Annotated in this window: 20 protein-coding genes and 5 pseudogenes; 14 read left to right on the forward strand and 11 right to left on the reverse strand. The window is 69.5% G+C overall.

Annotated features, from left to right (window positions below):
* Window positions 1–109 precede the first annotated feature (109 nt).
* Genes ACGFNK_RS42925 through ACGFNK_RS42935 form a run of 3 tightly spaced genes read left to right on the forward strand, consistent with a single transcriptional unit; the run spans window position 110 to window position 2509 of the window.
* On the forward strand, window positions 110–997 hold the full coding sequence (locus ACGFNK_RS42925; RefSeq protein WP_393425950.1) for a 3-keto-5-aminohexanoate cleavage protein: 888 nt from the start codon (window positions 110–112) through the stop codon (window positions 995–997).
* Between the two features lie 58 nt (window positions 998–1055).
* Entirely contained in the window at window positions 1056–2030 is a 975-nt protein-coding gene (locus tag ACGFNK_RS42930) for a 3-hydroxyacyl-CoA dehydrogenase NAD-binding domain-containing protein (protein ID WP_393425953.1), read from the forward strand.
* A 2-nt stretch (window positions 2031–2032) separates the two neighbouring features.
* Entirely contained in the window at window positions 2033–2509 is a 477-nt protein-coding gene (locus tag ACGFNK_RS42935) for a thioesterase family protein (protein ID WP_393426111.1), read from the forward strand.
* Window positions 2510–2583: 74 nt separating this feature from the next.
* On the opposite strand, the pseudogene ACGFNK_RS42940 reads toward ACGFNK_RS42935, so the two are convergent.
* A pseudogene (locus tag ACGFNK_RS42940) lies at window positions 2584–2790 on the reverse strand (collagenase); the annotation flags it as partial.
* Window positions 2791–3171: 381 nt separating this feature from the next.
* Here ACGFNK_RS42940 and ACGFNK_RS42945 point away from each other — a divergent pair.
* A complete protein-coding gene (locus ACGFNK_RS42945) occupies window positions 3172–3540 on the forward strand; it encodes a VOC family protein (RefSeq protein WP_393425956.1) in 369 nt (122 codons plus the stop codon).
* Between the two features lie 459 nt (window positions 3541–3999).
* Here ACGFNK_RS42945 and ACGFNK_RS42950 read toward each other — a convergent pair whose 3' ends face one another.
* Window positions 4000–5238 (reverse strand): MFS transporter, encoded by a 1239-nt coding sequence (locus ACGFNK_RS42950; RefSeq protein ID WP_393426114.1) that lies wholly within the window; start codon window positions 5236–5238, stop codon window positions 4000–4002.
* 304 nt (window positions 5239–5542) lie between these two features.
* Here ACGFNK_RS42950 and ACGFNK_RS42955 point away from each other — a divergent pair.
* Window positions 5543–5795 (forward strand): annotated as a pseudogene (locus ACGFNK_RS42955) (type II toxin-antitoxin system Phd/YefM family antitoxin).
* 475 nt (window positions 5796–6270) lie between these two features.
* On the opposite strand, the gene ACGFNK_RS42960 reads toward ACGFNK_RS42955, so the two are convergent.
* Complete coding sequence (locus ACGFNK_RS42960; RefSeq protein WP_393425959.1) at window positions 6271–7500, reverse strand: aminoglycoside phosphotransferase family protein; 1230 nt, start codon at window positions 7498–7500, stop codon at window positions 6271–6273.
* Window positions 7501–7904: 404 nt separating this feature from the next.
* Here ACGFNK_RS42960 and ACGFNK_RS42965 point away from each other — a divergent pair.
* From ACGFNK_RS42965 to ACGFNK_RS42985, 5 genes and pseudogenes are all read left to right on the forward strand, one after another.
* Window positions 7905–8690 (forward strand): annotated as a pseudogene (locus ACGFNK_RS42965) (histidine kinase); the annotation flags it as partial.
* A gap of 136 nt (window positions 8691–8826) precedes the next feature.
* Window positions 8827–8982 (forward strand): annotated as a pseudogene (locus ACGFNK_RS42970) (sensor histidine kinase); the annotation flags it as partial.
* Between the two features lie 85 nt (window positions 8983–9067).
* Window positions 9068–9586 (forward strand): annotated as a pseudogene (locus ACGFNK_RS42975) (response regulator); the annotation flags it as partial.
* A 91-nt stretch (window positions 9587–9677) separates the two neighbouring features.
* A complete protein-coding gene (locus ACGFNK_RS42980; protein WP_393425962.1) occupies window positions 9678–10334 on the forward strand; it encodes a LysR substrate-binding domain-containing protein in 657 nt (218 codons plus the stop codon).
* A gap of 213 nt (window positions 10335–10547) precedes the next feature.
* On the forward strand, window positions 10548–10742 hold the full coding sequence (locus ACGFNK_RS42985) for a putative quinol monooxygenase (RefSeq protein ID WP_393425965.1): 195 nt from the start codon (window positions 10548–10550) through the stop codon (window positions 10740–10742).
* Between the two features lie 21 nt (window positions 10743–10763).
* On the opposite strand, the gene ACGFNK_RS42990 is transcribed toward ACGFNK_RS42985, so the two are convergent.
* Window positions 10764–11456, reverse strand: a complete 693-nt coding sequence (locus tag ACGFNK_RS42990; RefSeq protein WP_393425968.1) for a TetR/AcrR family transcriptional regulator — start codon at window positions 11454–11456, stop codon at window positions 10764–10766.
* A 149-nt stretch (window positions 11457–11605) separates the two neighbouring features.
* On the opposite strand from ACGFNK_RS42990, the gene ACGFNK_RS42995 reads away from it, so the two are divergent.
* Together ACGFNK_RS42995 and ACGFNK_RS43000 are read left to right on the forward strand one after the other, a co-directional pair.
* On the forward strand, window positions 11606–12277 hold the full coding sequence (locus ACGFNK_RS42995) for an SDR family NAD(P)-dependent oxidoreductase (protein WP_393425971.1): 672 nt from the start codon (window positions 11606–11608) through the stop codon (window positions 12275–12277).
* The gene (locus ACGFNK_RS43000) at window positions 12274–12777 is read left to right on the forward strand and encodes a hypothetical protein (protein ID WP_393425973.1); all 504 of its coding nucleotides are present in this window, start codon (window positions 12274–12276) and stop codon (window positions 12775–12777) included. The genes ACGFNK_RS42995 and ACGFNK_RS43000 overlap by 4 nt, the downstream gene beginning before the upstream one ends.
* A 666-nt stretch (window positions 12778–13443) precedes the next feature.
* On the opposite strand, the gene ACGFNK_RS43005 is transcribed toward ACGFNK_RS43000, so the two are convergent.
* Genes ACGFNK_RS43005 through ACGFNK_RS43025 form a run of 5 tightly spaced genes read right to left on the reverse strand, consistent with a single transcriptional unit; the run spans window position 13444 to window position 18104 of the window.
* Window positions 13444–14241 carry a BTAD domain-containing putative transcriptional regulator gene (locus ACGFNK_RS43005; protein ID WP_393425976.1) on the reverse strand — a complete coding sequence of 266 codons (798 nt, stop codon included), beginning with the start codon at window positions 14239–14241 and terminating at the stop codon, window positions 13444–13446.
* A 34-nt stretch (window positions 14242–14275) separates the two neighbouring features.
* Window positions 14276–15001: a siderophore-interacting protein gene (locus ACGFNK_RS43010; RefSeq protein ID WP_393425979.1), complete on the reverse strand. Its 726-nt coding sequence runs from the start codon at window positions 14999–15001 to the stop codon at window positions 14276–14278.
* 3 nt (window positions 15002–15004) lie between these two features.
* The gene (locus ACGFNK_RS43015; RefSeq protein WP_393426117.1) at window positions 15005–16057 is read right to left on the reverse strand and encodes an aldehyde dehydrogenase family protein; all 1053 of its coding nucleotides are present in this window, start codon (window positions 16055–16057) and stop codon (window positions 15005–15007) included.
* Window positions 16054–16989 (reverse strand): 4-hydroxy-tetrahydrodipicolinate synthase, encoded by a 936-nt coding sequence (gene dapA, locus ACGFNK_RS43020; protein WP_393425982.1) that lies wholly within the window; start codon window positions 16987–16989, stop codon window positions 16054–16056. Before dapA ends, ACGFNK_RS43015 begins: the two co-directional genes overlap by 4 nt.
* On the reverse strand, window positions 16986–18104 hold the full coding sequence (locus ACGFNK_RS43025; protein ID WP_393426120.1) for a fumarylacetoacetate hydrolase family protein: 1119 nt from the start codon (window positions 18102–18104) through the stop codon (window positions 16986–16988). Before ACGFNK_RS43025 ends, dapA begins: the two co-directional genes overlap by 4 nt.
* On the opposite strand from ACGFNK_RS43025, the gene ACGFNK_RS43030 reads away from it, so the two are divergent.
* Both ACGFNK_RS43030 and ACGFNK_RS43035 read left to right on the forward strand, forming a co-directional pair.
* A complete protein-coding gene (locus ACGFNK_RS43030; protein ID WP_393425985.1) occupies window positions 18084–19055 on the forward strand; it encodes a GNAT family N-acetyltransferase in 972 nt (323 codons plus the stop codon). The two genes, ACGFNK_RS43025 and ACGFNK_RS43030, sit on opposite strands and share 21 nt — an antisense overlap.
* Window positions 19056–19159: 104 nt before the next feature.
* The gene (locus ACGFNK_RS43035) at window positions 19160–19495 is read left to right on the forward strand and encodes a pentapeptide repeat-containing protein (protein WP_393425988.1); all 336 of its coding nucleotides are present in this window, start codon (window positions 19160–19162) and stop codon (window positions 19493–19495) included.
* Here ACGFNK_RS43035 and ACGFNK_RS43040 read toward each other — a convergent pair.
* Window positions 19444–19656 carry a DUF4287 domain-containing protein gene (locus ACGFNK_RS43040; protein WP_393425991.1) on the reverse strand — a complete coding sequence of 71 codons (213 nt, stop codon included), beginning with the start codon at window positions 19654–19656 and terminating at the stop codon, window positions 19444–19446. The genes ACGFNK_RS43035 and ACGFNK_RS43040 overlap by 52 nt on opposite strands.
* A gap of 97 nt (window positions 19657–19753) precedes the next feature.
* Complete coding sequence (locus ACGFNK_RS43045; RefSeq protein ID WP_393425994.1) at window positions 19754–19882, reverse strand: hypothetical protein; 129 nt, start codon at window positions 19880–19882, stop codon at window positions 19754–19756.
* Window positions 19883–19962: the final 80 nt, after the last annotated feature.

Consider the following 19962-nt stretch of genomic DNA (forward strand, 5'->3'; position numbering starts at 1 on the left):
TCCGACCGCATTATGAAACAGAGTATTGAGGTTCCTCCGCTGCGCGGCTAAGGTCGGGCCGGCCACTCCCGTCGGCCCTACCTCCGCTCAGAGAGGAACCCGCGCGGCCATGAACCAGGACGTCATCATCACCTGCGCCCTCACCGGCGCCGGTGACACCGTGCGCAAGAGCCCGCACGTGCCCGTCACCCCCGAGCAGATCGCCGCCTCCGCGGTGCAGGCCGCCGAGGCCGGTGCCGCCGCGGTCCACATCCACGTACGCGACCCCGAGACCGGAGCACCCGCCCGCGACCCGCGCCTCTACCGCGAGGTCGTCGAGCGCATCAAGGAGACCGGGACCGACGTCGTCATCAACCTCACCGCGGGCATGGGCGGCGACCTGGTCATCGACGCGGAGAAGCCGCTGAAGCAGCTGCCCGGCACCGACCTGGTCGGGGGCCTTGCGCGGTTGCCGCACGTAGAGGACCTTCTGCCCGACATCTGCACCCTGGACTGCGGGTCACTCAATTTCGGCGACGGGTCGAACCTCTACGTCTCCACGCCCGACATGCTGCGCACGGGTGCCAAGCGCGTTCAGGAGCTGGGCGTGCGGCCGGAGTTGGAGATCTTCGACACCGGGCACCTGTGGTTCGCGAAGCAGCTGCTCGCCGAGGGGCTGCTGGACGATCCGACCGTGTTCCAGCTGTGCATGGGCATCCCGTGGGGCGCGCCCGCGGACCCCGGAGTGCTGCAGTCGATGGTGAACATGCTGCCGGACGGCGCCCAGTGGGCCAGTTTCGCTCTGGGTCGCATGCAGATGCCGTGGGTGGCACAGTCGATCCTGCTCGGCGGCCATGTGCGCGTCGGCCTGGAGGACAACCTCTATCTGGGCAAGGGCGTCAAGGCGACCAACGCCCAGTTGGTGGAGCGGGCCGTGACGATCATCGAGGCCCTGGGGGCGCGGGTCGCGACTCCCGACAAGGCGCGTCTCAAGCTCGGCCTCAAGCCGCGCGGTTGAGCCGCGGATCGCTCCCCCCTCTTCGCGGATCACTCACCCCCTCTTCAAGGAGCCCCCGATGACGGAGACTTCCCCCCTCATGCCCTCTCCCGAGGACGTACGGCGTGTGGCCTGCGTGGGCGCCGGAGTGATCGGCGGCGGCTGGGTCGCCCACTTCCTGGCCCGCGGCTACGACGTCACCGCCTGGGACCCGGCCCCCGACGCCGAGGCCCGGCTACGACGGCTCGTCGACGCCGCCTGGCCCGCGCTCGAACAGCTCGGCCTCGCCCCCGGCGCCTCGGCGGACCGCCTCATGGTCACCGCGACACTCGAAGAGGCAGTCTCCGAGGCACAGTTCGTGCAGGAGAGCGCCCCGGAGAAGCTGGACCTCAAGCGCGAACTGCTGGCGAAACTGGATGCGGCGACACCCGCCGGGGTCGTCATCGCCTCCTCCACCTCCGGCTACCCGATGACCGACATGCAGACCGAGGCGGTCACGCCCGGCCGGCTGGTCGTCGGCCACCCGTTCAACCCGCCGTACCTCATCCCGCTGGTCGAGGTCGTCGGCGGGGAGCGGACGGACCCTGAGGCGGTGCGCTGGGCATCGCGTTTCTACGAGGTGGCGGGCAAGTCCGTCATCACCATGGACCGCGAGGTCCCCGGCTTCATCGCCAACCGACTCCAGGAGGCCTTGTGGCGCGAGGCCCTGCACATGGTCGCCAGTGGTGAGGCGACGGTCCGCGACATCGACCTGTCCATCACCGAGGGGCCGGGCCTGCGCTGGGCGATCATGGGCCCGATGCTCACCTTCGCACTCGCGGGCGGAGAAGGCGGAATGGCCCACATGCTCGACCACTTCGGGCCGTCCCTGAAGTCCCCATGGACCCGGCTGGAGGCCCCGGAACTGGACAAAGCGCTGTACGACGCGGTCGTCGCCGGCTGCGACGACGCCGCCGACGGCCGTACGATCGCCGACCTGGTCGCCCAACGCGACCAGGGCGTCATCGCCGTCCTGCGCGCGACGGGTCGACTGCCCGGGACCGGTGCCGAGTGAGCCTGCCGGGGCTGCCGCTGTTCCGCGACACCGTGCGCCCGGAGTGGATCGACTACAACGGGCATATGAGCGAGGCGTTCTACGTCCTGGTCTTCGGTTACGCGACGGACGCGCTGATGGAGCGTACGGGGTTGGACGCCGCCTACCGCAAGGGCACCGGCTGCTCGATGTACACGGTCGAGGCTCACGTCCGCTATCTGCGGGATGCGCCGGAGGGGGCCCAACTGGCGGTACGTACACGCGTGTTGGGTGCGGCCGGGAAGAAGGCACGCTTCACGCACGAGATGTACGTCGTCAAGGGCCCGCGGACCGATCCGGAAGCGGATACCTGCCCGGTCGCCACGACGGAACTGCTCGCCCTCCACGTCGACCAGGAGGCCGGCCGTGCGACGCCCTTCCCCGACGCCGTCCGTGAGCGCCTCTCGGCACTGATGGAAGAGCCTCCTTCGTGGGCGGGGCGCTCGATCACAGCGCCCTGAGACCAGCGCTTCCCCGAACGCGTGATGCCGCATCCAGCGACGGTGTGGTTCGCGTCGCAGGTGCGGGTGATCGGCAGGGCCGCCCTGGTCAGCCGGCCGGTCAGGTGACAGACGTCGCAGTACGAGCAGCTGAGGTGGTCGTAGTAGTCGGCCTGCGTCGCCACCGCGATCCACAGCCCGGCCGTGGGGCCGGTGACCTCCGACGCGTTCAACAGGTCCTTGGCCAGGGGCCGGACCGTCGCCCGCAGCGCCATGTGTTCGACGTAACGGGCGAGGTTCATCCCGGCGTTGGAGTCCAGGTAGGCGCGGTCGGTCCCGAGTAGGTCCAGGTGCTTGAGCGCGAACGTGTGGAGGGCCTGGACGATGCCCGGGTCGGCGGCGACCGCGTTGACGTAGTCCGTGAGCCTCCACCAACTTGAAGTTGCTGGTCAGGGTGCTGGCGTGACGGCCTCTCGAGGTGCTCGTGGTGGTCGTGTGCGGCAGTCTGCGGTGTAGATCGTCTGTCAGGGTTCTGGACCGTGATCACGATCTTCGCGGTCGTCTTCCCCTCGTCCGGCCGCGGATGGAGTACAACGGTGTCCATGCAGCCGCCATACCCAGCCGAAAGGAGACAGACGATGACACCCGAAGCTCATCGTCCAGTGATCTCATTGATGCTTGCCGTGCCCGATGCCGCAGCGGCCTCGCAGTGGTACGCACAGGCGCTCGGAGCCACCGAACTGTGGAACCTTGGCAGTGTCGTCGGACTGACGGTCGAGGGGGCCCCATTGTTCCTGGGCGAACCTGCCAACAACGGCTGGGACACCCCTACCGCTCTCGGCACAAGGACGGTGCGAGTCGAGGTCTTCGTGGACGACCCCGACAGCTTCATCGAACGTGCCGTGGCAACAGGAGCGGACGGCAGCGTCGATCAAATTCGCGACCACCAGGCACCATGGGGCATCCACCGCCAGGGAGGTTTCATCGACCCGTTCGGCCACCTTTGGCTCGTCGGCGACAGGTCCCCGCTGAGCGCACTCAACCCTCAGTGAGCCTCCGCCAGGGACTGTAAGACGTTCGGTGTAACTCCCTATCATGGAAGATGCATCGATGACCAGTGAGAACGTGGCCGAGCAGAAGGCTGACGAGTCAGCAGCGGCTGTGTCGGCGAAGGCCGTGAGCGGAGCGGGGTGTACCGCCCCATGACAGCCGCACCCGCTACAGAAACCACCCCACGGCAGTGACCTCGCTCTTGCTCAACACCCGACCAGCGAAAACACCCCGGGCTGACATACCGTCACTGACACCAACCCGCTGACACCAAACCGGCACATCGCAGCTTGCGGTGGGAGGACCGGTGTGCTTCTCGTTGTGAGAGGGTGGTACGTGAGTTGATGTCCGTTTGGCCCTTTCGGCAAGGGTAAGCGAGCTGGCCGCGACGTCGCCGAGAGGCTACGGCCACGGCTGGGTGAACAAACCCTGCTCGGTCTCGACCAGGATTCCGCGGTCGGTCACGCCGCTTCCCCGAGGGACACATCCTCGGGGATCGGGGGCTGACGCCGCGGCATGAGCAGCATCGTTCCGGCGGCCAGTGCGACGGTGACGCAGCACAGGTTCATCATCGCCACGATACCCAGCCCCTCGCTCAGCAGTGAGCCGGCCACCATGCCCGACAAGGAAGCCGCCGCCTGTAGAAATCCGTTGGTGGCGCTGACCCTGCCCAGCACGGCGTCAGGGGTGTGACGGGCGACGAACGTCCCGCTCGTGATGGTGAAACAGACCATGGGCGCCCCGATGGTGAGGAACAGTGCGGCGCTCCACCCGATCACAGGGGTGTTGAATGTCGCCGCGAAGGTCACGGCGAGCGCTGTGAGGGAGCCCACCAGCACAGTCCGGTCGGTGAGCCTCCGGGCGAGTGCGCGGCTGAGCGGCACCCCGAGCAGGAACCCTGCCCCGAAAGCCCCGAAGAGCAGGCCGAGGATCTGTGGTGAGGCGTGCAGGACCCGGTCCATGTACGGTATGAGGCCGACGTTCACGGCGGACGTGGCGATCGCGAAGAGAGCACCGGCTGCCGCCAGCGCCGCCAGCCACGGGCTGTGGCGTATCTGTGCGACTCCGTCGCGGATCTCGGCGACCAGCCTGCGTACCTGCCCGCGCCCCGACCCGGTGCTTCGGCGCGCGGTCGTCCGCGGCCGGTAGCGGACCATCGAGAGGCACAGTGCCGAACATGCGTAGCTGATCGTGTCGATGGCCACGACTGCCGTGAAACCCAGGCCGTCGTACACGGCCCCGCCCAACGGGCCGCCGACGAGCCGGATGGAGCCGAAGATCAGGGCGCTCAGGGAGTTCGCCGCGTGGAGGTTGCCCCCACGGCCGACCAGTTGCGGGAGCAGGGCGGCCGAGGCCGGGTTGAACAGCTGGCTCAGGGACGACTCCAGGACCAACGCGACGTAGATCAGCCACACCTCGTCCGGACTGTCCACCCACAGCATCAGCGAGACCGCCACCATGCGGACCAGGTCCGCGACGATCATGACGCGCAGCCGGTTCCAGCAGTCGACGAGCGCCCCGGCCAGCGGGCCGAGGACCAGCGCCGGGACCGTTCCCGCGGCCAGCGAGAAACCCGACGCCATGGCGGAGCCGGTCAGCTCCAGGACGTAGTACGGGACCGCGAGGAGCAGGAACCAGTCGCCAAGGCTGGACAGCAGTTGACCGGACGCGAGAAACCGGTAGTCCCGGATCCGCAGCACACTGAACAAGACTGTTCCTTCGGGATGGAGGCCAGGGCCCGGGCACGGCAGCCGACGTGGCCGCGCTGAAACGCCTGAGCGGCGTCAACCCCGCCCAGACGGCGGGTGGATGAAGACCAGCGCGTACCGCCCACTGGACTCCTTCAGAGGGGCCAGGTTCCGCCGCACTTCAAGCAACTCCCTTTCGGTCGGTTACATGCACAGCCGACCGGCTGGTGCCGTGTGATCACCTCGGCGGAAGCGCTCCAAGCAAAACGTACAGGACGTACAGAATTTGCGATACGTAGAGGGCCCGTGAGGTTCAGTGACGCAAGCTCGGTCCGAGCTGGCGAGCTGATCAACCGCGTCCTCTACGGGGAGCACGTCGTCCTGACCCGCCACGGGAAGCCGCTCGTCGCCTCGTGTCGGCCGCCGACCTGGAGCGACTCGAATCCGCCGGACAAGGCGATTTGCACGGTGTCCGTCATCCTGGACGCCCGTCCCCTCACAGCGAGCCGAACCAGTTCGGCCTGGTCGCCGAGCACGGCAGTCCGCACGAGACTTACCGGCATCACTGAACTCGTCCTATTTACGGACCGGCGTTCCTGGCGCGGGTCCACTGAATGTGCAGATTCACTCCAGCGCGTCGATCGCAATTCGGATGCGTGCGCGTGATGTCGTCGTGCATTGCGAGCGCCTGGCCGAGACCGAGCAGGGCTTGTTCACCCAGTCGCGGTTGTAGCCTCCCGGCGACGTCGCGGCCAGCCCGCTTACCCTTGCCGAAAGGGCCAAACGGACATCAACTCACGTACCGCCCTCTGAGGGGCGCCGATGCCGCCCAAGTCCAAGGTCGAGCTGTACGCGGAGATCCGCTGTGATGCCCGTGCGGGCCTGTCGGACCGGGCCCTGCAGCGCAAGTACGGAGTCGGCTTCCGCACGGCGAAGACCGCGGCCGCGTCGGTGCGGCTGGACCGCGCAAGAAGCCGCGCGATTCACGTGACGCCGCACCGACAGGCAAGGCGGTATGGACCAGCAGCCGCGCGAGCGAGGCATTCATTCAAGGCCCGACCGAAGGTCCTGCGCTTCGAAGTGCGGGTTCGGCACGCTCGCGCACCGCAGGGCGTGGCGGATGACGGCGACGGGATCGCCGAGGTGGTAGACCTTCTCTGACGGTTCGATGCCGTCAAGGAAGTCCTGGTAGCGCAGGGCGTAGGACAAGTGGGCGAGCGGTTCCGCGATGGCCAGCGCACGTCTTGGCTGACAGCCGGGGAGGTGCCTTTCCCAGGCGTCGATCCAGGCCCGGGCGGCAGTGGGCCGCTTGGCTTCGGGCAGGTAGTCGTACGCTCGCAAACCGTCCAGTACCGGGTTGCCCCAGTGGGCGTCGGCGAAGTCGATGACGACCGGAGGGCCGCCGTCGCTACGCCAGTTACCGGGGTGGAAATCGCCGTGCACGATGGTGTCCGGCAGGCCGCATTCGTCCAGCATGGGCCAGCGGTCGAGCAGTTCGCGGGTAGCGGCCAGTTCTTCCGCAGGGAGTTCGCGGGCAACCTCTCCATCGAGGAGGTCGCGGGCCTGGGCGGCGATGACGGACGTCCGCCGGTCCCGCAGCCCGCGCGGGCGGCCTTCCGGGAGGCCGGCTACGGCGGCCTGGGCGGCTACAAGGCGGCTCAAGGCGCTGGTGATGGTTTCAGGGGAGGCATCCCAGCAGTCCTCGCCGGGCAGGTGTTCCAGCAGGATGCTCCGCACTCCGGCCCCCACGACCGTCGGGACGAGGCCCGGGTCGACCCAGGCGAACGCGGAGATGACGGCGGCTTCATCGGCGGCGAAGTGCGGTGTGGTCTTCAACCAGACGGGGCCCTGGGCCGTGGGCAGGCGGAACAGTCCGGCCAGATTCCATGTTCTTCGCTGCTCGACCGGCCCGGTCACCGGACGGCCGGCCGCGGCCAATGTGTCGGACGCCCAGCCTAGGATCTCCCGCAGACCGTCTGCCCGGGCCCACGGGGCGCGTAGGTCCTCATGCCCGGTCAGCTTCAGCAGGCTGTCGGCGAGGGGACCATGCATCAGCAGGCCCGGCGTTGGGCGGCGCAGCGCCTCTACGTGGTAGGTGACATGGCCGTCGCGGGCTCCGTCTCCGCCGTCGACGTCCAGCAAGCGCAGCACCATCACCGGAACGCCGAGCGTGTAGTGAAGACGCGCGATGACCGGCTCGACCTCCGACCACCGCGGGACGTCCACGGGAAACGGCCCGGTGGCGCCGAGAAGTCCCCACCTGAAGTGACCCATGCACTGACTGTCCGGCTCATCGCCTAAGTCTGACGTAGCGTCCTCGCCCCCGGGGGTGGGCGGGCAAAGGCGTGGTCGTGGTGTCAGTTCTCGTCGACATTTCACACCCCCGTGATCAACAAGTGATGCCCAGACTCGCTGACAAACGGTGTCAGGTCCCACCTACGTAGCCAGCCGAAGCGCCCCAAGTTCCCCGCATGCACTCTCAAATGTGATCCATTGACGTGGATCAGGAGGACGTCACGGCGATCGTGTTGCTGGTGGCCGGCCTGCTGGCGTTCGGCAGCCCGGTGCCGGGCCTGCTCGCGGTCCCGCTGATCCCTGTCGCCGCCGGGTTCGCGATCCTCAAGTTCCGGCTCTACGACATCAACCCGGTCATCAACAAGACCCTCGTCGTCGGGGCCATGCTGCTGCTGATCACGGCCGCGTACGTGGCGATCGTGGTCGGTGCGGGAGCCGTGGTTCCGGCCGGCGATCGAGCGCTGTCGCTGGTCACGACGGCCGTCGTCGCGGTCGCGTTCGAGCCGTTGCGGCGGCGGGCCCAGCGCGTGGCGGACGGTCTCGTGTACGGGCATCGCGCGACACCGTACGAAGCGCTGTCCCAGTTGTCGGCCCACCTCGAGGGCCCACCGCAGGAGTTGCTCGACGCGATCGCGGCCACGATCGCAGGCGCGGTCGGCGCCACGGAGGTTGTCGTGTGGGTGGGCGACGAGCATCGTCTGGTGGCGCAGGGCCGGTGGCCGGTCGCGACGGTCGAGGAGGGCCCCGCAGCGCTCGCCGGGCTGGACCACCTGCGCCGGCTGGTCCGGCCCGTCGTCCACCGCGGCACCGTGCGCGGCGCGATCACGATCCGCAAGCCGGCGGGGGAGCCGCTCAGCTCCACGGAGGACCGCCTGCTGGCGGACCTGGTCGCGCAGACAGGGCTGGTCATCGTGCAGCAGCAACAGGCGCAGGAGATCCAGGCGGCGGCTCGCCGGATCGTCACCGCCGAGGACGCGGCCCGCCGGCGCATCGAGCGCGACCTCCACGACGGCGCGCAGCAGCGACTGGTGACGCTTGGTCTGGAACTCGGCGCCCTGGCCAAGCAGGCGGAAGCCGGCGATCTGGCGATGGCGGATCGGGTCAAGCAGGCGCGGGCGCAGTTGCTGGAGGCCACGGCCGAGTTGCGTGAGCTGGCCCGTGGCCTGCACCCGATGGTGCTGGCCCAGGCGGGTCTCGAGCCCGCGCTCGGCGCGCTCGCGGACCGGTCGGCGATCCCGGTGCGACCGCGCGTGGCCGTCGCCGGTCGCCTGCCGCCGCGACGTCGAGGCGACGGCGTACTACGTGGTGAGCGAGGCACTCACCAACGCCGCACGCCATTCGGGTGCGAGCGTGGTCGTCGTCGACGTGGCCTCGGTCGACAGCGGGCTGTGCGTGGAGGTGACCGACGACGGTCGCGGCGGCGCGCGCCCTGGCCCGGGGAGGGGCCTGCAGGGACTGGCGGATCGGCTCGCCGCCCTCGGTGGTGAGCTCCAGATAGACAGCCCTTCCGGCGGCGGAACCGGATCAGGGCGGTGCTGCCGTGCGAGTGATCGTCGCCGACGACGCGGTCCTCTTCCGCGAGGGGATGGCTCGCATCCTCGCCGAGGTGGGCTTCGACGTCGTGGCTCAGGCCCGCAACAGTGCCGAGCTGGTCGACCACGTCCGCCGCGACCCACCGGACGTGGTCATCACCGACCTGCGGATGCCGCCGGGCTTCGCGGACGAGGGCATCGAGGCCGCGGCCGAGATCCGCTCGTTCGCGCCGCAGGTCGGGCTGATGCTGTTGTCGCAGTACGTCGAGGTGCATCACGCGTTGCGGCTCATGGAAGAGTTCGACGGTGCGGTCGGCTACCTGCTGAAGGACCGGGTGTCAGACCTCGGCGCCTTCGCGGTCGACGTACGACGCGTCGCCGATGGCGAGGTCGTGATCGACTCCGAGCTCGTGTCCAGGCTGGTCGGCCGGCGCCGGCAACGTGACCCGCTCGCCGAACTCACCGACCGCGAGCGGGAAGTGCTGGCGCTGATGGCCCAGGGGCTGACCAACGCCGCTTTGTCCGAGGAACTGATCCTGAGCCCCAAGACGATCGAGGGCTACGTGCGCAGCGTCTTCACCAAGCTCGGCCTGGAGCAGGGCGAGCGCGAGCACCGGCGGGTGCTTGCTCGACACCGTGGACTCCCTCACCGAACAAAACCGCCGCCGCACCGCCGACGAAAAGCTCCTTACGCTGGGCGTCCTGGGATTCGGACTCGCCGAACGCTGGCCGGACCTGACCGCGGCGGTGCACGGCCAAGAACCAGGCATCACCTTCTCCTACGCCGAACTGGACCTGGCCGACCAGTACGAAGCGGTCCGCAGCCACCGGGTCGACGTGGGCATCGTCCAGTACGTCGGCCCCGTCGACGGGCTCCTCTTCGAGCACGCCCTGACCATGCCCCGAGTCGTGGTCGTCCCCGCCCGATCCCCTCTCGCCGACGCCGACCACCTGACCGAGGCCGACCTCAGCGACAGCCCGTGGCTGCCCACCGCCCTCGCCCATCCCGCGCTCGAAGCATGGTCCGGCCCCGCCGCCGACGGATCCCACAGCCATGGCGCCCTGCGCCACCCCGCCGCCATACCGTCAGCCGTGGCGACAACCGGCCGCATAGCCCTGCACGCCGAGGCCGCCAGCCGCTTCTACCCCCACCCGGACGTCCGGTTCGTCCCGCTCGACGGACCGCCCGTGGAGATCGCCCTCGCCACCCGCGCCACCGACGACCGGCACGCCATCGCCGCCGTCCGCCACGCCACGCGCCTTCTCGACAGAGTTCGGTGAGTCGGCCAGGGAAATCTGCGAGGCTGCCCTGTCGGCGCATCTCGGCTCGGCTTTCGGCGCTGCCGCTCGCCTCGCTGACGCCACAGACGGGAACCAGGCGGTTCGCGCCTTCCGTGGTCCGCCTGCCGCCCACTCAGAGATTCCGGCGATGTCCGCCGGCGGATCAGCGGGGGTCCTTGGGGAGGGTCTGCAGCCCTGCGCGAGCTGAGCCTGATGCATGTCAGCATCGAGGACCCGGACGTGGTCTGGATGTACGAACGCTTCGCCGACGAGGCGGCCTTCGAGACGCACGCGGTGTCGCCGGTGCACGCGGAGGTCACCGAACGCGTCCACGAACTCTGCGGCGCGGGGACGGAGGCGTACCGGCTCGGCCTGGTCGCCGGGAAGGGGCTCGCCGCGGCGCCTTGAGACAACGACGCCTGCCGACGGTCAGGCGCCGCAGGCCCCGTTTCCGCCGAGGCGGATCATGGCGCGGTACAGCTGCTCCTCGGTGAGCGGCGGCGCCGGCAGCGGGTGGGCGCGGTCGGTTCGGAAGCCGTCGAGCAGAAGGTAAAGGTGGCGGCGCCAGGCGTCCGGGGCGATGGCGTGGGTGGCCTCGGTGACGCGGCTGTGCGACCAGATGACGAAGGCAAGGTCCTCGGGGGTGAGGTCGGGGCGCAGGCTGCCCTGCTCCTGCGCACGCTCGACGATGTGTACACCGAGTTCGCGGATGCGGGTCTGGGCGCCCGCCAGGCAGGCGCTCTCCGGCAACCGTATGGAGGCCAGGTCGTTGAACCCCCGGTCCTGTGACTGGAGTTCGCACATGGTCTCCAGGAAGTGGCACAGCCCCGCCCAGGCGTCGTCCATGGTGACGGCCTTCTCGGCGGCCTCCCGCCAGACGGCCAGCTTCTCGGCGAAGGTCGCCTGCACCAGGCCCAGCCGGGTGGGGAAGTGCCGGTACAGCGTGCCGATGGCCACCCCGGCCCGCTTGGCCACCTGCTCCAGGGGTGCCTCCAAGCCCTGCTCAGCGAAGCAGGAGCGGGCCGCGCTGAGCAGGGCGTCGCGATTGCGCTGCGCGTCGCGCCGCAGGGGGCGGACAGGGGCCGGGTTCCCGGCGGAGGCGGACGGAGGGTCGATGGCCATGTCACTCAGGCTACCAACCGGAGGGGTCCCTCATATTCTCTGCTACGATCCAAGAACATGAGGCCACCCTCGACTTTCAGTCCTGACCGCTGTCGGGGCGGGAGGTGCCCCTCATCCGTCCAGCCCGTCCGACCAGAGGAGCACCACCCATGCCCGTCATCGCCGTCATCGGGGCAGGCCCAGGCCTGGGCCTGTCCATCGCCCGCCGCTTCGGAAAGGAGGGGTTCCAGGTCGCCCTGGTCTCCCGCACCCAGGACAAGCTCGACGCGCTCGCCGCACAGCTCACCGAGGAGGGCATCGAGGCCGCGGGCTTCGCCGCGGACGTGACGCGTCCCGACTCGCTGCAGTCGACGCTCGCCGCGGTCGCCGACCGGTTCGGGGCCGTCGACGTACTGGAGTACTCGCCCGCCGACCCCACTTTCGACGGCGCCGCCGCCGTCGACGCCACGGCGCAGGACCTCCACAAGCAGCTCGACTACTACCTGTACGGAGCGGTTGCCGCGGTCCGTCAGGTGCTGCCCGCCATGCTCGAACGCGGCAGTGGCACCCTGCTGTTCTCCACGGGCGCCTCCTCGGTCCGACCGCTCGGCGGCGCGTTCGGCAGCATCGGCGTCGCGGCGGCGGCCCTGCGCAACTACGCCATGGCCCTGGGCATCGACCTCGCCGAGCACGGGGTGCACACCGCGCACGTGGCCATCGGGGTATTCATCGGCAGCGGTCCCGGCACCGAGCCCGAGACCATCGCCGAGCACTACTGGGACGCCTACACCAAGCGCGACCAGGCCGAGATCGTCCACACCGTCCCCGGCGGCATCTGGTGAGCACCTCCGGCACGCCCGCGGCGAACACGGCCAGGCCACCCATGGTGAAGCTCTTCCGAGCCGCCAACAAGGTCGTACGGCCGCTGCTCGCCTCCCGCTTCCACAAGCCGCTGAGCGGGCGCCTGATGCTGCTCACGTACAAGGGGCACCGGACGGGTCGCGAATTCACGGTCCCCATCGGCTACTTCGACTGGGATCCCGGCACGGTGCTCGCCATGTCCTCCCAGCTCGGCTGGATTCCCAGCATGCGCGAAGGGTCCGCCGTCCGGCTGCGCATCCGGGGCCAGGACCACGGCGCCGTCCCGACGGTCGTCGAGGACCCTGAGGAAGTCGCCGCCCTGCTGAGTGAGTTCGGCCGCCGCAAAGGCCCGAAGGCCGCCAAGGGGCTGATGCTCGGCCTCCCGGGCGATCGGCAGCCCACCGACGACGAGCTGCGCACGGCCGCCGCCAAGACCCGCTTCGTCCGCTTCCGGATGGAGCCCGAGCGGCCGGGCCGGTAGCACTCGTGAAACGCCGGTTGCAGACCCGGCGCCCCCCGGACTGCGCGCCTACCAGCACCGCGCGGCCGCTGCCGGTCTCGCCGTTCTCGGCTAACGCCTGAGCTGAAACCACAGCAGCTTCCCGTTCGTGCCGGTGGTCCCGGTGCCGGAGGATCGGGGCCACCGGCCTATTCCGCGGCGGCCATCCAAGCTGACCCGTGGCTACGCCCGATTGCTGCGCTGACGGGCCGCCAGTCCGACTGGCTGGTGTAGGCGCTTGTACCGGGCCCACAAGTTGCGGTCACCGCCAGCGCAGTGTCCTCTACCGCCACCGTGTCAGTTGTCACTTGTCCGGGTCACTTCGGCGGGCTACTTCAGCAGCGTATGAAGCGTTGGATGATCTCTTGGCCCAGCTTGTAGCGCTTGAGGTGCTGACGCCCAGAAGGCGGTTAACGACTGCGGCTGGGACTTCGGCAGTCAGGTCACGAATGGCCGCCGTGCGGCTGGGCAGGGACCGGATACCCACCTGCGGGCGTCGCGCCAGCTCAGCCGACGCCGCCCCAGCTGTGACCGGCTCAGGTCAGCCTCATGAAAAAGGCGCCGTTGCCGATGCCGCGAGCGCGCTGTGGTAACCATCTGGGCGGGCGCTGCCCGGCGCGCCGCTGCGCCGACCGCGAAACAACTGCACTACCGCTGCAGCTGCTTGAGCAGCTTGCGAGTGCTGAGAGAGGGGGTCGCGTCGATCTGGGCCAGTGCTGTCTCGCAGCCCTGGAACGCCGTGAGGACTCCGTCGTCGTCGCCCAGCGCGTTCGCCGCACGCATCCGTACACGCCAGGCCACCTCGCGGAGCGGGTCGATCGCGGTTGCCTGTTCGCACAGGCGGACGGCGTCGCCGTACTGGTGCAGCCGCAGGGCGAGTTCGGCCGCCGATGAGAGTGCGTCGGCGGTTTGCTGGGACAGTTTCCCGCGCCGTTCCGCCACCCACTGCGCGGTACGGTCCGGCAGGTAGTCGCCCTCATTGCGGGCAAGCAGTGCCTCGATCGCCGACAGCCTTGCCCGGCCGGCCAGCCGGTAGGTATGCGCGAGATGCGCGTGTCCCCGCAGCGACTCGGCGAGGAGCCCGGCGGACTCCGTGTGCTGGATGCCCGCGCGCAGCGCGCGGGTCGCCACCTGGTGTGCGGCGGGTGCGTGCTGTGCCAGTACGTCTTCGAGGTAGGCGAGCAGACGTCCCGGACGGGCGTCGGTCGCATCGACCGACAGCCATGCCACCGGGTGGGGCAGGTGTGCTGTCGCCTGGCTGACGGCGGTGGTCTTGCCGGCGCCCGCGGTCGCCAGTACGAGCACCACCTGACGTCGCTCGATCAGTGCACCGAGAGCTGTCTCGATCCTGGGCCGTGCCACCAGACGCTCGGGCACGTCGGGAACGGAGATCTTGTGCCGGATCAGACCTACGGCGTGCGGCACCGTCTGTCGGGGGTCGTCCATGGCCACCTTAACCAGGGGAACTTGCCAGAGGATCTCACAGGCCCACTTTCCCCGTCGCCCAGTACGGCTGTGTGTAGATGGCCGACCGGTGCAGGTCATACCGGGTACGGACCAGATTCCGCGCGCGCTGGATGGTCTGCCCGTGCCCGGACAGATAGGCGTGTGTGACCGCCTCCGGTGGGGCATCGCCCAGCCAGGACAACAGCGCCTCCCCCGGCTGCGGGCTCTGCGCGACGACCTGTACACCGGGCAGCAGGTCGCGTATCAGCGGTACGTCCTGTGCGGGCACCTCGACCACACCGCGCACCCGGCCCCGGTCACCCAGCCAGCGGATCATCGAGGACCACAGGCCCACCGTGGTGGCGTCGCCGCACACGAGTGCGGTTCCCGGTTCGGCACGCGCTCGGAAGCTTCGCGTCGCCTCCAGCCCCATTGCGGAGACCGGGTCGCCGACCGCGAAACTGTCCAGCCACGCGTCTCCGGGTGAAGGCGGGCCCGGGACAACGACGCTGTGCCGGTAGAACAGGACGGACATGCGTCCCGCGGCGGTGTCGACCGCGTCTGGCGTGTAGCGCCGGAACGCGGTCGGCGAGACCAGGAACGTGGTCACCTGGCACGGTGCCCATTCACGCCCCTTCAGGCGCTCGCCGGCGAGGTGGACACGCCGGAACGACGGCGACAGATCCTCTGTCCCGGTCACCGTGCACGGCATTCCGCGGACCTCGATCATCCGGGCGAAGGGCGCGGGCAGGCTGGGCATCGGTCACTCCTCAGGTGGTGTCTCGACGTAGTTCAGGACGCGTTCGTAGTGCTCGGGGTGGACGAGTGCGCCCACCTCGGTGGCCGGGTCTGCTGGCTCACCGACGCGGACGCTCGCCGCCCGCTCGGCCAGGCGGCGGGTGAACTCCTCGTACACCGGCCGCTCCACAAGCACCCGGGAACCGGCCGTGCAGCGCTCGCCGTTCAGGGAGAAGACGCCGAAGACGACCGAGTCGAGGGCGGCTTCGAGATCGGCGTCGGCGAAGACGATCGCCGGTGACTTGCCGCCCAGTTCCATCGAGGTGGTCTTGAGGTGCTGGGCGGACGAGCGGATGATGTGGCGGCCGGTGTCGGTGGAGCCGGTGAAGGAGATCAGCGGCACGTCAGGATGGTCGACCAGGGCCTGGCCGGCCTCCTCGCCGATGCCATGGACGATGTTCACGACACCCGCCGGGACGCCGGCCTCCGCGAAGATCTCCGGCCACAGCGACGCGGACAGCGGGGTCCACTCGGCCGGCTTCAGCACCAGCGTGCAGCCCGAGGCCAGGGCGGGGGCCAGCTTCCAGCTCTCCAGCATGAACGGGGTGTTCCACGGCGTGATCAGTCCCGCGACCCCGACGGGGGTACGGACGACGTAGCTGAACTGGTCGCCGCCCTGCCGGAACGCCTCCTCACCGAGGGCAACGATCACGTCCGCGAAGTAGCGGAAGTTCTCGGCGGCGCGGCGCGCCTGTCCCTTCGCCTGCGTGATGGGCAGCCCCGTGTCGTACGTCTCGAAAGCGGCGAGCCGCTCGTGGCGGGCCTCCACCGCGTCCGCGATCCGGTTGAGCACGGTGGCCCGCTCACGGTTGGAGATCGCCGACCAGACCGGGAAGGCGGCCCGGGCGGCGGCCACCGCCTGGTCGACGTCGGCCGGGCCGCCGGCGGCGGCCTGGGCGTGGGGCGTGTTGGAGACCGGCTCGGTCACCGGAAACGTCCGCCCGTCGGCGCTGTCGACCAGTTCCCCACCGATCCAGTGCCGGATGACGGAGGGCAGGTTGTCGACGGTCAGCGTCAGGCTCCGATCGGTGCGGTGAGGTCGGCGCCCTCGGCGAGCAGGCCGCGGATCTTCGTCAGACCCGCCTCGGTGGGCGTCGTCAGCGGTGGGCGTACGTGGGGGGAGGCAATGCGGCCCTGCTGGGCGAGAACCCACTTCGCCGGCGCGGGGTTGGTCTCGACGAACAGCAGGTCCACCAGCGGGTGCAGCCGGTAGTGCAGGTCACGGGCCGCGTCCATGCTCTCGGGGTCTCCCGCCTCCCACAGCTCGTACATCCGCGCCACCGCGGTCGGCGCCAGGTTGGCGACGGCCGAGACGAAACCGGCTCCGCCGAGCGCGAGCAGCGGCAGGCACAGCAGCTCGATACCGGACCACACCAGCAGTGACCGGCCGCAGGCGTACAGCACGCGGGAGAAGTGCTCGAAGTCCTTTGTGGTCTCCTTCACTCCCACGAAGTTCTCGAAGTCGGTGAACAGCCGCCTGACCGTCTCCGGGTCGATGTCGACGGCCGTGCGGGAGGGCACGTTGTACGCGACGATCGGCAGGTCCGGGAACTCCCCTGCGACGGTCGCGTACCACTGGTACAGCGCCTCCTGCGTGGGGCGCGCGTAGTACGGGGTGATGACGAGGGCCGCGTCCGCCCCCAGCTCCTGTGCGGCCGCGGTGAGCTCGAGGGTCTCGTCGAGCTTGTGCGAGCCCGTGCCGGGCAGGAACGGTACCCGGTCGTCGATCACCCCCACCGCCGTACGCATCGCCGCGATCCGCTCGGCGACGCTCTGCGCGCTCGGCTCACCGGTCGACCCGCCCAGCGAGATACCGTGCGAACCGGACTCCAGCTGGAAGCGGATCAGCCCGGCCAGGCTGTCGTGGTCGACCGCTCCTTCGGCGGTGAAGGGGGTGACGACCGGGGCGATGGAGCCTCGGATCATGGACGGGTCGCTGCGGAACTTCACGGTTGTTCTCCTTCGATGTCGTTGTTGGCGGCGTTCTTGGAGCACCAGGTGCGGTACTGCTCACGCCGGGCCGGCCCGAGCGGGTAGAGGCCGTCGACGCTCGCCCCGCCCCGCACCTGCTCGGCGATGAACCGCTCCTGCAGCTCCTGCTCTCGGCAGGCTGCGACCAGTTCCGTGGCGAGGTCGGGCGGTACAACGACCACGCCGTCGTCTGCGCCCACAATCAGGTCGCCCGGCTGGACCAGGGCACCGCCACAGGCGACGGGTACGCCGGTGTCCGACGGGACGTGCCGGCGGCCGAGCACCGAGGGGTGGGCTCCGCCGTGGAACACCGGCAGTCCGAGGTCGGCGACGGCCGTGCTGTCCCGCAGCCCTCCGTCGGTCACGACCCCGGCCGCGCCGCGTTGCTGGGCCCGCAGGGCGAGGATGTCGCCCAGGGTTCCCGCGGAGGTGTCCCGCCGGGCGTCCATCACCAGCACGTGTCCGGGCCGGAGCTCCTCGATCGCCCGCTTCTGGGCGTTCATGCCGGTGCCGTGCTTGTCGAACAGGTCCTCGCGCAGCGGCAGATAGCGCAGGGTGTGCGCGACGCCCACCATGCGGGTGCCGGGCGTGGCGGGGTGCACCCCGTCGATCGACATGTGAGGCAGACCTCGCTGCCGCAGCTGGGCGCTGAGCGTCGCCACGGCCACGGAACGAAGACCATCGGCGAGGTCTTCGTCCAGCAGGGGAAGGGGTTCGTACGCGAGTCCGTACGCCGATTCCTCCTCCGTCCGGTCCGCCTTGGGCTGTGCGCCCCACGGCTCCAGGTCGTGGTCGGCGGTGGCGACCGGGTTGCGCAACACCCCGGTGCTCACCTTGCCGTCGCCCACCTCCACTTCCACCACGTCCCCCGGCGCGACCACCGAGGCACCGGCCGGTGTGCCGGTGAGGATCACGTCCCCGGGTTCCAGGGTGACCAGCCGGGACAGGTCGGCGACCAGCTTGCAAGGTAGACCGGCTTGGTCCTCGATCCTCAGGTATATCGCCGGACCGCTCGCCTCGCCTGCGACGCACCTCCGTGGTGCGATGGAAAGGGACGCCGGAGGGAGAGAGTGATGATCCCACCAGCAGCGCAGCGCAAGAGTGGCGCGGCCCCGGTATCAGTCCGCCCGCTGGGTGGGACGGACCTGGATCGGGCCGATGAGATCTGCGGGGTCGCCTTCGGGACCTTCCTGGGGGCCCCTGATCCCTTCGGGACCATCGACTATGTCCGTACGCGCTGGGCGGCCGATCCGCGGGCGGCATTCGCGGCGACGGTCGAGGGCGAAGTAGTTGGATCGAACTTCGCCGCCAACTGGGGCAGCGTCGGGTTTTTCGGACCGCTGACCGTACGTCCGGATCTGTGGGACCAGGGCATCGGCAGGCGTCTGATGGAGCCGGTCATGGACTGCTTCGACGCCTGGGGGAACCGCCACCTCGGCCTGTTCACCTTCGCGCACAGTCCCAAGCACCTTGAGCTCTACCGCCGGTACGGTTTCTGGCCTCGATTCCTCACAGCCATCATGAAGAAGCAGGTCGCAGACGGTGCCGCAGTCCCCGGCCGGGTCCTCTATGGCGAACTGCCCGCCGCCGAGCGGACCGACGCGCTGAGTCTCTGTCGCGCACTGACGGGAGCCGTGTACGAGGGCCTGAGCCTGGAACGCGAGATCGTGGCCGCGCACGCGCAGGGACTCGGTGACACCATCCTGCTCCGTGGCGCTGGCTCCGAGCTCGATGGCCTGGCCGTCTGCCACTGCGGAGCCGGGTCGGAGGCTGGCGCGGACGTGTGTTTCGTCAAATTCGGCGCCGTACGTCCTGGTCCGGAGGCCGCCGACCGGTTCGAGCGACTGCTCGACGCGTGCGAGCGGCTGGCCGCCGAGCGTGGGCTGGGGCAACTGGACGCCGGCATGAACCTGGGCCGCCCGGATGCCTACCGGCGCATGATCGACCGCGGTTTCCGCAGCTGGTTGCAGGGCGTGACCATGCACAGGCCCAACGAACCCGGGTACAGCCACCCCGACGCGTATGTGATCGACGACTGGCGCTGAGACCACCGCCGCGCTCGGCTGGGTAGCAAGGCCTGGTGCTGTCAGAACCCGTGAATGTTCCGAGCCAGTGCGGACGGCAAGACACCTCCCGGACCACTGTCGAAGTGCTGTCCGTTCTCGCGGACAAAGCCAGGTGCTGGTTTAAGTTCTGCGATCTGAGCGGCGCAGACCTGCGCGGGGCTTCACTGCGCGAGGTCAGCCTGGCCGGATGCGATCTACGGGGTGCTGACCTGCGCGACACCGATCTGACCGGCGCCAGGATCGGAAGCGTGAACACCGGCATGCCCCCGCTCGGACTGACCGACGTCACCGGGGCCCGGTTCGAGGGAGCATCCCTACGCACAGCAGGCGAGCGCGGCGAGGTCGGTGTGCTCGCATGCGTGGCAGCTCAGTTGCCGCACCGCTCGGCGAGGGTGTGCGCGACGAGGGCGTTGGCGTGACCGTGGCCCAGCCCGTGCTCGGCCTTGAGCCAGTTCACGAGCTCCATGTGCTTGGTCAGAGGCGAGGAGCGGATCAGGTCCTTCCACTCCGGAACCGGGCGACCGTACTTCTTCTCGATGGAAGGGAAGTAGCTGGCAGGGCCCTTAACGGTGGCGGTCATGTCAGTCATCCTGTCTGTCCGTTGTGTTGCTGCGGTGTTGTCGCTGGTATGACCGAGGGGCACGAGCGGAGTCATCGGTCGATGAAGGTGTGCTGCGTCACACCTCCTGCTCGCCGATGTGCGGGGGCAGGTTGAAATGCGGGAGCAGCCGCTCGGTGTCCTGAAAGACATGGATGTCGGTGATCCGGTCCCCGGTGAGCCGCCGTGCCGCCCATCCCGGGACCATCCCCGCGGGTGCATAAACGGGCTTTCAGCGGGTGGCATCACACAGAGATCATTAGTGAGCGGAGCCCGCCGCCTCCGTGT

This window comes from Streptomyces sp. NPDC048825, from assembly GCF_043198355.1.
GTDB lineage: Bacteria > Actinomycetota > Actinomycetes > Streptomycetales > Streptomycetaceae > Streptomyces > Streptomyces xiangluensis.

Excerpts from the sequence above, each read along its gene's own strand:
- ACGFNK_RS43030 (WP_393425985.1), top strand. The coding sequence starts at position 18,084 with ATGATCCCACCAGCAGCGCAGCGCAAGAGTGGCGCGGCCCCGGTATCA.
- ACGFNK_RS42985 (WP_393425965.1), top strand. The coding sequence starts at position 10,548 with ATGCATGTCAGCATCGAGGACCCGGACGTGGTCTGGATGTACGAACGC.
- ACGFNK_RS43045 (WP_393425994.1), bottom strand. The coding sequence starts at position 19,882 with ATGGTCCCGGGATGGGCGGCACGGCGGCTCACCGGGGACCGGATCACC.
- ACGFNK_RS43005 (WP_393425976.1), bottom strand. The coding sequence starts at position 14,241 with ATGGACGACCCCCGACAGACGGTGCCGCACGCCGTAGGTCTGATCCGG.
- ACGFNK_RS42990 (WP_393425968.1), bottom strand. The coding sequence starts at position 11,456 with ATGGCCATCGACCCTCCGTCCGCCTCCGCCGGGAACCCGGCCCCTGTC.
- ACGFNK_RS42995 (WP_393425971.1), top strand. The coding sequence starts at position 11,606 with ATGCCCGTCATCGCCGTCATCGGGGCAGGCCCAGGCCTGGGCCTGTCC.
- ACGFNK_RS43040 (WP_393425991.1), bottom strand. The coding sequence starts at position 19,656 with ATGACCGCCACCGTTAAGGGCCCTGCCAGCTACTTCCCTTCCATCGAG.
- ACGFNK_RS42925 (WP_393425950.1), top strand. The coding sequence starts at position 110 with ATGAACCAGGACGTCATCATCACCTGCGCCCTCACCGGCGCCGGTGAC.
- ACGFNK_RS43010 (WP_393425979.1), bottom strand. The coding sequence starts at position 15,001 with ATGCCCAGCCTGCCCGCGCCCTTCGCCCGGATGATCGAGGTCCGCGGA.
- ACGFNK_RS42930 (WP_393425953.1), top strand. The coding sequence starts at position 1,056 with ATGACGGAGACTTCCCCCCTCATGCCCTCTCCCGAGGACGTACGGCGT.
- ACGFNK_RS42960 (WP_393425959.1), bottom strand. The coding sequence starts at position 7,500 with ATGGGTCACTTCAGGTGGGGACTTCTCGGCGCCACCGGGCCGTTTCCC.